The organism is Nostocoides sp. (genome assembly GCF_035343835.1).
Lineage (GTDB): Bacteria > Actinomycetota > Actinomycetes > Actinomycetales > Dermatophilaceae > Nostocoides_A > Nostocoides_A vanveenii.
In genome coordinates this window covers 1-9673 of sequence record NZ_DAOQZV010000118.1, presented here as the reverse complement: position 1 = coordinate 9673, position 9673 = coordinate 1, and the positions used below count along the sequence as shown (strand labels likewise).

Here is a 9673-nt window from a genome sequence, read left to right as displayed (position 1 = left end):
ACCCGCCCCACCTTGCGCCTGACAGCCCGCCGGGCCGCGGCGTGACGGCCCCGACCAGGCAGCGACGGGGACTGCGACGCTCGCGGGATTTGTTCGCCAGCTTCCTGGTGGAGCAGAGCGACCCCGATCGGTTCTACGGGCATCTCGCCGCGGACTCGCTGGCGACCTTGAGCGAGCACGTCGAGGTCCGCGACCGCATCGTCGTGGACGTCGGGGCCGGCCCGGCGCAGTTCGCCGCCGCCTTCCGCGCCGCAGGAGCGCACTATGTGCCGCTCGATCACGACCCGCACGTTGCCTCGGTCGCCGACGGCGGCATCGTCGGGTCCGCTTTGGCCCTCCCCCTCGCAACCGGCTCGATCGACATCGTCTTTTCCAGCAATCTGCTCGAGCACGTCCCGGACGTCGAGGGCGTCGCCGACGAGATGGTCCGGGTGCTTCGCCCCGGCGGCGTGCTCTATCTCAGCTACACCAACTGGCTCTCGCCCTGGGGTGGCCACGAGGCGTCGCCGTGGCACTGGGTCAGTGGCGACTACGCGGCCCGTCGCTACGAGCGCAAGCACGGCAAACCGCCGAAGAACCGCCTTGGTGAGACGATCCACCGCACGAGCATCGCCCAGGGCCTGACGTGGGCCACACGCACCCCGGATATCGAGATCCTCGCGGCCCGGCCGCGCTACCTCCCCGACACCTTCCGCCATCTCCTGCGGCTGCCCGGAGTCCGCGAAATCCTCACGTGGAACCTGCTGCTGGTCGTGCGCAAGCGTCCGGCCCCAGTCGCACCGACCCGATGACCGCGACCGGGACGACCGACCGGGGACTGGCCCGCTCGGGGGCCAGCATCGCCGTCGCAACCTTCGCCTCCGGCATCCTCGGCTACGTCTATATCGTCGTGCTCACCCGTGCTCTCGGGCCTGAGCGGTATGGCGAGTTGGGTGCCCTCCTCGGGCTCTCCGTGGTGCTGGCCGTCACCTCGACCGGGATCCAACTCGAAGCCACCCGGGCGATGGCCCTGAATCCGGCCGGAGCGATCGGCTGGTTACTCCGTCGAACCGCGCTGGTCTCCCTGGCCACCACGGGCGTCGGCGTGGTAGCCGCGCCGGCCGTGGTGCACCTGCTCCATCTCTCGTCGTGGTGGCCGGCCTTCGGCCTGGCCGCCGTGCTACTGCCGCAGACGTACGTCGGTGGCCAACTCGGCATTCTGCTCGGGTCCGGCCGCCACATCGCCTTCGCCGTCCTGTTGGCCCTGAGCGCAGCCAGCCGCACGCTCGCCGCCGTCGTGACCGCGATCGTGGGCGGCGGGCCGAACTTCGCGCTCTGGGCGACCGCCGTTACCGCGGTCGCCGTCAACATCGTTGGAGCCGTGCTGCTTCGCGGCGGTGATCGGCTGGACGGGATCGCCGGGCCCGTGGACGCCGAGCACCAGTGGGTCGCCGGCAGCGAATCGACGATCGACGTCGGGCTCATCGATACGGCGGAGGGTGCGAGCGACAACGACGGCCGACCGGGATGGAGCGGCCTGTTGCGCGCCAGCATCGGTTCGGGCGCCCTCCTCGCGCTCCTGAATGCCGACCTCCTGCTCGCGCGTGCGGTGCTGCCGGCGACCGCGTCGGGCTGGTATGCCTTCTTGACCCTCTTCGCCCGGGTCACCTTCTGGGGCACCAACTTCATCGCCTTGTGGGTCTTCCCGCACGTAGCGGCGCGCAGCGCCTCCGGGCGCGCCGTCCGGCTGGCGCTGGCCGCCGTGGCCGGCGTCGGTGCCCTCGCCATCGTCGTCACCTGGATTTTCGACACCGAACTGACGGCCGCCCTCGCCGGATCGGCGTATGCCGAGGCCGCCCCCTATGCCCCCGCCTTCGCCGCCGCGGGGATGCTGCTCGCGGTGGTGCAGTTGGTGACGTACGTCGACGTGGCGAGGGCACGGCATACGTTCTCGGTGGTGGTGTGGGTCGCGGTCATCGTGGTCGGCCTGGCCATCCGCTTCATCGCACCCGCGACGGTCGGCGGGATCATCGCGACGACCATCACCGTCCTGGCCGTGCTCTCGCTCGCGGGGCTGGTGACCCTGCTTGCCGGCGAGCGCCTGAGCTGACCGACGTCAGTCCGCCGCGACCGTCACCGTGACCGGGATGTTGCCGCGGGTCGCATTGGAGTAGGGGCAGACCTGATGCGCGGCGTCGGCCAGTTGCTGGGCCTGGTCGGCCGGCAGGTCGGGAATGATCACCTCGAGGGCGACCTCCAGCCCGAAGCCGCCGCCGCTCGTCGGGCCAATGCCGACCCGCGCTCCGACGCTCGACTCGCCCAGCTCGACCCTCGCGCGGCGCGCGACCAGTTGGAGGGCGGAGTGGAAACAGGCGGCATATCCGGCAGCGAAGAGGTCCTCGGGATTGGCCGCGCCCCCGGCACCACCCATCTCGACGGGGACGGCGAGGTCGAGGTCGACGTGGCCGTCCTTGGTGCGCGTATGTCCGTTGCGGCCGGCCCCCGTAGCGAGGGCTTCGGCGGTGTAGAGGATCGTCATGCGCAGATCCTGGCACGCCAATCACGGGCCGCGCACACAGACCCATGGTCACGAGGGTGTGTCTTGGGCGCCGGTCGCCTCGATCCGGTCGACAGCCTCCTTCGCAGATGTCAGGTCCGAGCCGGTCGCGTCGCGATGGGGCTTGATGGCGCGGATCTTCTCGCCGCGCAGCGCCTCGCGGACCTCGGCAGGACGCGGACCTCTGATGCGGGCACGCCGACGCGGTCGGCGGTGCGCTTGATCTGGTCGTCCTGCACGTCCAGCCGCCTTTGCACGTCCTTGGTGGCGGCGGTCACCTGCATCGCCAATCCTGGGTAGCAGATGAACACTACGGCCATGGACGAAGAAGGGGAGCGCGTCCATGGCCCGACGGTAGCAAGGGCCGCACGGCCCGGGCCGTCAGGCGAGAGCGCGAACGTCCATCCGCTCTTCGGTGACGGTGCCGTCGGGGCCGCGGGTGACGACATACGCGCCCTTGCCGAGTTGCTCGCTCACCGCCTCGATCAATTCGGTTCCGCGATAGAGCAGACCGACCCCGTCGTCGGTGCAGTGCGTCTCACCCAGCGTCCCGTCGCCGACGAGGCGGTGAATGGTCGGGCGCCGTTGCTCCTCGGAGTCGTAATGCACCCCGTTGTCGTAGGGCAGCAGGGCCAGCCCGTTGGTGACCGCGCGCAGATCGGGGCCGAAGGAGTCGGTGCACCCGCCGCGATACCAGCAGATCGAGCCGGCCGACACGCCACTGAGCACGACGCCGGCCTCCCACACCCGCCGGAAGACGGGGCGCAACTCGTGCACGTCCCACACGGCGAGCAGGTTGGCGACCGAGCCGCCGTTGACCCACACGACGTCCTGCGCGAGCAGGTGAGCCTCGATGTCGTCGACATTGGGCATCGGGAAGAGGTGGAGCGGGGTCAGGTCGTAGCCCGCCACCCGCGCGGCCTCATCGAGTTCGGCGGCGAACCATCGCTGGTCGCCGGAGGCGGTCCCCAGGACGCACACCCGCGGGGCGCGTCCGGTCACCCCGGACAGCTCGACGGCATATTCCACGAGCTTGTCGAACTCCATCCGCGTCCGCGTGCCATAGCGGTAGCCGCCGGAGGTGGCCAGGATGGTGGGCTGGTCTGCAGGCATACGGCCACTCTATGAGGTCGGCGACAAGCGGAGCTCGTCGGCGATCCGGAGGGCCTTGGAATCACGAGTGTTGCTGTAATAGAGCGCTATCGAAGGATGCCGTGTGGCAACTTCTGCGTTTTCGAGACAACGGCGATCGCGCTGTCTAGATTGCCAAGAGCCGGGGATTCCCGAGCCACAGCGCACTGGAGGAGAGCCATGAAGTCGCCCACACGCACGATCAGCATCGCCACCGCTCTCGGTTTGGCCCTCATCGGGTCGGCCGCAGCGAGCGCATCAGCCTCAGCACCCGTAACGCCTCGGTGGAGCGTCAGCACCGGGAAGACGTATCTCAACGTCGCCATGGGCAAGTCCGGCACCGTCGTCCTCGGTACGAACAAGACGATGGAGATTCGACGAACGACCAATGGGTCGCTCGTGTGCACCAGCGGGAACTACGGCCAGGCGACGCTCGCCCCAGTCGTCGACGCCGCCACGAACCGCGTCTACGTCGGCACCACCAATGGCTACGTCCTCGCCTTGAGCGCGACGAACTGCGGTTTGCTCGCCGTGGCGAGCGGCCCAGGTGGACCCGCCCTCGTGGCATACGGCAATGGCGTTGTCGCCGCCGCCTTCCCGAACGCCTCGAAGCTCTACGGCTACAACACCTCATTGAGCTTCCTCTGGGACTACGTCTACGGCGTGAGCGGCGCGCAAGAGCCCCGATTCATCAACGCCGGGGTGATTCTGCTGGCCAACGGCCACTACATCGACGCGGTGAGTGCCTACACCGGCGATTCGCTCTGGTACCACTCCTTGAGCTACAACCTCGTCGGCCGGGCCTCGGCTCCCAACGACGGGCGCGTCTATGTCTCCGATGCGGGCAACAATGTCTACGCCTACAACGTCTCCGACGGGTCCCTGTCCTGGTCGCGCAATATGGGCACCACCGGACAACTCATGGGCTCAAAGGGCCAAGGCCGCGTCTACCTGACCGGCGCCAACGGCAAGTTCTACAGCATCAACTCCTCCAATGGGCTCACGATGTGCATGGCCACAGTCGGCGGATCGTTCAACTCGCGCGCGGCGGCGGACTCCACCACGGGCAGCACCTACGCCACCAACACCAACGGAAAGACCTACAAGTTCAGCTCGTCGTGCGCCACCAGCTGGAGCTACACAACGGGCCAATACGCTTTGTCCGGCCCGGCCTACCAGCAGGGTCAGCCGTCGGTGTATGCCGTCGGCAGCGGCAAGTTGTACTCGTTCGCCAAGTGACGTCGACAGGGCGGGGGCCCGCGCTTGGCCCCCGCCCTGTCGACCATTCCCGAGAGATGACAATGATCAGCAAACCCCTCCGCGCCCTTGTCCCATTGCTATTGCTGACCGCCGTCGCCACGCCTGCAAGCGCCCAGCGGGTGCCGGACGATCGCCACGCCCTCGATGCCCCGGCACCGAGCTACCTGAGCATCATGTTCGGGCGGTCGATCTGGACCGCGGCGTGCACGCCCACGTCAGGCATGCGCACCCTTCTTCAGGATGCGGCCGATCTGAAATCCATCGGGATCACCACGGTCGTCACCGGGGTAGTGGTCAATCGCATGGGAGCGACCAGCCGACCATGCATTCGGGGCGTGATCTATCCGACCTGGAACGACCTGGCCACATTGCGCACGAACTACGGCTGGACGGCCGTCTCCCAGGGCATGAACTATGTCGAAATGACGACGCTGACCACCGATGAACAACGGTACGACGAGAGCGGCGCCACCATTCCGGTCCTGGAGGCCAAGGGCCAGACCAAAGCCTGGGGGCTGTTCAACTACCCCAATGACATGCAAGACGCGGCCACTCAGAGCGTGGTGTCAAAGTACTTCAGCTTCGGTCGGCTCTACACCGAAACCCCGCTGACCAACACCAGGGCCGCCGCGACGACCTACCCCTATCCACTGTTGACCTACTCGATCAACGGGGGACGGTGCAACAACCCCGCCCTGCCGTGCTACAGCTTCCCGGTCCGTTCCGATCGCCGGACCACGGCACTTCCGGACATGCTGAAGGTGCTGCGGCCGGCGGCCGGCACCTATGGCATCTTGCAGCTCTATCGCGTGGTCGACGGAAAGTCCGGAACCATGGGCCAAGCCAACGCCTGGGACTGCACCAGCCCGGATTGGCGCAACCGGTGGACCGGCCACCCCGAGAACTTCTGCCGCAACACCCTGCTGGCCGCGCTTAAACAGCGGAGCACGACCGCGGTGCTCACCACCCCGGCGGACGTCGCCGTCGCTTGGGGGCGCGGCCGCCCCTGACCGGCAGGCTCGCTCCTTCAGGCGCCGGCGCAGGCCGCGCTCGCCGGAGCGCATCATCGCCTCATGATTGGCGAGCAGTAGAGCACCGGCACGCGGCGCGATGCGCGCGAGCAGCGGTGCGGTGACCACGACTTCCTGCTCGTATGCCGCCCAAGTCCCCCCGGTGTCACGGTCCGGTCCCACGGTCCATCGCGCCCAGCCCGTCAGGTCTCTCGTGATCGCGACGGCGAGGCGGCCGGCGGCCGCGTCCGTCTCGATCCGGCGCAGATGCAAGGTCAACGTCAGCGGGAGCAGGCTTCGCACCCGGGCCAGCCCGTCGTCCGGGCCAAGCCGGATGACCGAACGAATCTGCGGCCACCACTGGTCATACCGATCGGGGTCGGCGAGGACCGCGAACACCCGATCCGGCGGGGCCGCCACCCGCCAGAGGTGCGTGAAGGTAAACAGGGCCTCGGGCATCGGAAAGTGCGCGTTCGCGCGAGAAGTCTCCCGTTGCGAACGAGGGATTTGTGGCATCGGGCGGAAAGGCTGCGATCAGTGACCGGCGTCGTGCCAGGACCGGCCGACGCCGACGCTGACGTCGAGCGGCACGTCCATCGCCACCGCCGCTCCCATCTCGCGGCGCACCAACGCCTCGACGGCGGCCGCTTCGCCGGGGGCCACCTCGACCACGAGTTCGTCGTGGACCTGAAGAAGCAGCCGGGACGCCAAGCCCGCGTCGGCCAGCGCCCGGTGCGCGCCAAGCATCGCGACCTTCATGACATCGGCCGCCGAGCCCTGGATCGGGGCATTCAGCGCCATCCGCTCGGCCATCTCGCGGCGCTGACGATTATCGCTGGTCAGGTCGGGCAGGTAGCGCCGCCGGCCCAGCATGGTCTCGGTGTACCCCGTCCCGCGGGCAGCTTGCACGATCGAGCCCAGATAGTCGCGCACGCCGCCGAACCGGGCGAAGTACTCCTCCATCAGCGCCCGCGCTTCCTCGGTCGGAATGGTCAACTGCCGCGAGAGGCCGAAGGCCGAGAGCCCGTAGGCGAGGCCGTAGGACATCGCCTTGACCTTGCTGCGCATGGCCGGCGTGACATCGGCCGGCTCGACCCCGAAGACCCGCGACCCGACGAAGCGGTGCAGGTCCTCACCGCTACGGAAGGCCTCGATCAGCCCCTCATCGCCCGAGAGGTGCGCCATGATCCGCATCTCGATCTGGCTGTAGTCCACCGACATCAGCGATTCGAAGCCCGGACCGACGACGAAGGACTCACGGATCCGGCGCCCCTCCTCGGTGCGGATCGGGATGTTCTGCAGATTGGGATCCTTCGAGGACAGCCGCCCGGTCGCGGCGATCGTCTGTTCATAGGTCGTATGGATGCGCCCATCGTCCGCGACCGACTTCAGCAAGCCCTCGACCGTCACCCGCAGCCGCGTCGCGTCCCGGTGCCGAAGCAGCGCCTCCAGGAAGGGATGCTCGGTCTTGGTGTAGAGATCGGCGAGCGCCTCGGCGTCGGTCGTCCAGCCCGTCTTGGTGCGCTTGGTCTTCGGCATGCCCAGGGTGTCGAAGAGGACCACCTGCAGCTGCTTCGGTGAGCCGAGGTTGATCTGCTCGCCGCCGATGGCGTCGTAGGCGTCGTCCTGGGCGAGGGCGACCTGGTCGGCGAAATCCTTCTCCAGCGCGTGCAAGCGGTCCATATCCACAGCGATGCCGGTGCGCTCCATCTCGGCGAGCACATCGACCAGCGGCAACTCCACCTCGCGCATCAGGTCGGTGCCCCCGGCGGCGTCGACCTGATCGCGCAGGGCGGCGCCCAACTCCAGTACGGCCAGCGCCCGCACGCCCGCAGCATCGACCTCGGCGGCATCGTCGGCACCGAAGTCGAGCATCCCGTCCTGCGCACCGGCGTCCTTGTGCAGATCGCGCCCCAGCTGGCGCAGCACGAGGTCGGTCAGGTCGTAGTCACGCTGATCCGGGCGCACCAAATAGGCCGCGAGGGCCGTGTCCAGGGAGAGTCCGCGCAAAGTCCAGCCGCGCGCCGCGAGCGCTTGGATCGGGCCCTTGGCGTCGTGCAGGATCTTCGGCACGCTGGCATCCGCCAGCCAGTCGCCGAGCGCCGCCTCGGCGGCCGGCGTCAGGTCGGTCACGTCGACATAACCCACCCGGTCCTGGGTCGTGGCCAGCGCGATTGCCCCGAGATCCCCGGTCCCCCGCGCCCACGACCCGACGACGTGCACGCCCACGTCGGCGCCCGAGCGCGCGTGCGCCGCGAGCCACGGCCCCAGCGTCGCGCTGGTCAAGGTCTCCACGTCCACCGCGAACCCGCCCTCGGCCTCCTGCGCGACGGTGTCGAAGGTCGCGAAGAGGCGCTCGCGCAGCACACGGAACTCCAGGCCGTCGAAGACGGTGTGGACCTGCTCGCGATCCCACATGCGCCGCTCGAGTTCGGGCAAAGTCGCGCCCACGTCTAGGTCACGGACCAACTGGTTGAGCCGCCGGTTGCGCAGCACCTGGTCCAAATGGGCCCGGAGTGCGTCGCCGACCTTGCCCTTGACCTGGTCGACATTAGCGACCAGGCCGCTCAGGCCGCCGAACTGGCCGATCCACTTGGCCGCGGTCTTGGGCCCGACGCCCGGCACCCCAGGCAGGTTGTCGCTGGACTCCCCCACCAGGGCCGCGAGATCCGAATACTTGCCCGGCGGCACGCCATACCGTTCCTCGACCGCCGCCGGGGTCATCCGGGTCAACTCCGAGACCCCACGGATGGGATAGAGAAGGGTGACGCGGTCGGAGACCAACTGCATCGCATCGCGGTCGCCGGAACAGATCAACACGTCCATACCGGCCGCCTCGGCCTGGGTCGCCAGGGTGGCGATGATATCGTCGGCCTCGTAGCCGGGCGCCTCCAGGTGCCGGATCTTGAGGGCATCGAGCACCTCATTCAGCAGCGGCAACTGGCCGGAGAACTCGCGCGGCGTCGCCGACCGGCCGGCTTTGTACTCGGCGTACTCCTGCATGCGGAAGGTGTCGCGCGAGACGTCGAAGGCGACCGCGACGTGGGTCGGCTCCTCGTCGCGGAGCACATTGATCAGCATCGAGGTGAAGCCGTAGATCGCGTTCGTATGCTGCCCGGTCTTGGTCGAGAAGTTCTCGGCCGGCAGGGCGAAGAAGGCGCGGTAGGCCAGCGAATGACCGTCGAGCAACAGGAGGCGACTCACGCATGGCAGCCTATGCGTCATGACCGACAACCCCACAGCCTTCGACGCCGCCGCCTCCCCGACCGAGCTCGCGGGCTACTTCAACCAGGCCTCCAAGGGCACCCTGGCCGAACGGATGGGCCTCGAGTTGCTCGAAGTCGCCAAGGACCGCATCGTGGCGCGGATGCCGGTGGAGGGGAACACCCAGCCGTATGGCCTGCTCCACGGCGGCGCGAGCGTCGTGCTCGCCGAGACCCTCGGGTCCATCGGCGCCGGCTTGGCGGCCGGTCCCGGGCGTGCCGCGGTCGGCATCGAGATCAACGCCACTCACCACCGGGCGGGGCGCTCGGGGTGGGTAACCGGTGTCGCAACCCCGATCAGCGTCGGCAACACGCTGGTGACCTACGAGATCGTCATCCGAGACGAGGACGAGAAGAAGCTGTGCACCTCGCGGATCACTTGCCTACTGCGCGACAAGCCGCCGGGCGCCTGACCTCGCCCGTATGCCGCTGCGGCGTCAGCCCGCGGGGTCAGCCGGCGGCCGGGCGCCGAA

Annotated in this window: 8 protein-coding genes; 5 read left to right on the top strand and 3 right to left on the bottom strand. The window is 68.6% G+C overall.

Features of this window, described 5'->3' with window-relative positions; all coding sequences use genetic code 11:
* The first annotated feature begins 41 nt into the window (after positions 1–41).
* On the top strand, positions 42–791 hold the full coding sequence (locus PKH97_RS09730; RefSeq protein ID WP_324387210.1) for a class I SAM-dependent methyltransferase: 750 nt from the start codon (positions 42–44) through the stop codon (positions 789–791).
* On the top strand, positions 788–2089 hold the full coding sequence (locus PKH97_RS09725; RefSeq protein ID WP_324387208.1) for a hypothetical protein: 1302 nt from the start codon (positions 788–790) through the stop codon (positions 2087–2089). Before PKH97_RS09730 ends, PKH97_RS09725 begins: the two co-directional genes overlap by 4 nt.
* Positions 2090–2095: 6 nt before the next feature.
* On the opposite strand, the gene PKH97_RS09720 is transcribed toward PKH97_RS09725, so the two are convergent.
* Together PKH97_RS09720 and PKH97_RS09715 are read right to left on the bottom strand one after the other, a co-directional pair.
* On the bottom strand, positions 2096–2518 hold the full coding sequence (locus PKH97_RS09720; protein WP_324387207.1) for an organic hydroperoxide resistance protein: 423 nt from the start codon (positions 2516–2518) through the stop codon (positions 2096–2098).
* A 399-nt stretch (positions 2519–2917) separates the two neighbouring features.
* Positions 2918–3649, bottom strand: a complete 732-nt coding sequence (locus tag PKH97_RS09715) for a peptidase E (protein ID WP_324387206.1) — start codon at positions 3647–3649, stop codon at positions 2918–2920.
* Between the two features lie 198 nt (positions 3650–3847).
* Between PKH97_RS09715 and PKH97_RS09710 the strand changes: the two genes are divergently transcribed.
* Together PKH97_RS09710 and PKH97_RS09705 are read left to right on the top strand one after the other, a co-directional pair.
* Positions 3848–4906: a PQQ-binding-like beta-propeller repeat protein gene (locus tag PKH97_RS09710; RefSeq protein WP_324387205.1), complete on the top strand. Its 1059-nt coding sequence runs from the start codon at positions 3848–3850 to the stop codon at positions 4904–4906.
* Positions 4907–4962: 56 nt separating this feature from the next.
* Complete coding sequence (locus tag PKH97_RS09705; RefSeq protein ID WP_324387204.1) at positions 4963–5937, top strand: hypothetical protein; 975 nt, start codon at positions 4963–4965, stop codon at positions 5935–5937.
* Positions 5938–6471: 534 nt separating this feature from the next.
* Here PKH97_RS09705 and polA read toward each other — a convergent pair.
* Entirely contained in the window at positions 6472–9141 is a 2670-nt protein-coding gene (gene polA, locus PKH97_RS09700) for a DNA polymerase I (RefSeq protein WP_324387203.1), read from the bottom strand.
* A gap of 115 nt (positions 9142–9256) precedes the next feature.
* On the opposite strand from polA, the gene PKH97_RS09695 reads away from it, so the two are divergent.
* Positions 9257–9613 carry a hotdog fold thioesterase gene (locus PKH97_RS09695; protein WP_324387209.1) on the top strand — a complete coding sequence of 119 codons (357 nt, stop codon included), beginning with the start codon at positions 9257–9259 and terminating at the stop codon, positions 9611–9613.
* The last annotated feature ends 60 nt before the right edge of the window (positions 9614–9673 follow it).

Coding starts and splice junctions, on each gene's coding strand:
- PKH97_RS09725 (WP_324387208.1), top strand. CDS start 788: ATGACCGCGACCGGGACGACCGACCGGGGACTGGCCCGCTCGGGGGCC.
- PKH97_RS09720 (WP_324387207.1), bottom strand. CDS start 2,518: ATGACGATCCTCTACACCGCCGAAGCCCTCGCTACGGGGGCCGGCCGC.
- PKH97_RS09715 (WP_324387206.1), bottom strand. CDS start 3,649: ATGCCTGCAGACCAGCCCACCATCCTGGCCACCTCCGGCGGCTACCGC.
- PKH97_RS09710 (WP_324387205.1), top strand. CDS start 3,848: ATGAAGTCGCCCACACGCACGATCAGCATCGCCACCGCTCTCGGTTTG.
- PKH97_RS09705 (WP_324387204.1), top strand. CDS start 4,963: ATGACAATGATCAGCAAACCCCTCCGCGCCCTTGTCCCATTGCTATTG.
- PKH97_RS09695 (WP_324387209.1), top strand. CDS start 9,257: ATGGGCCTCGAGTTGCTCGAAGTCGCCAAGGACCGCATCGTGGCGCGG.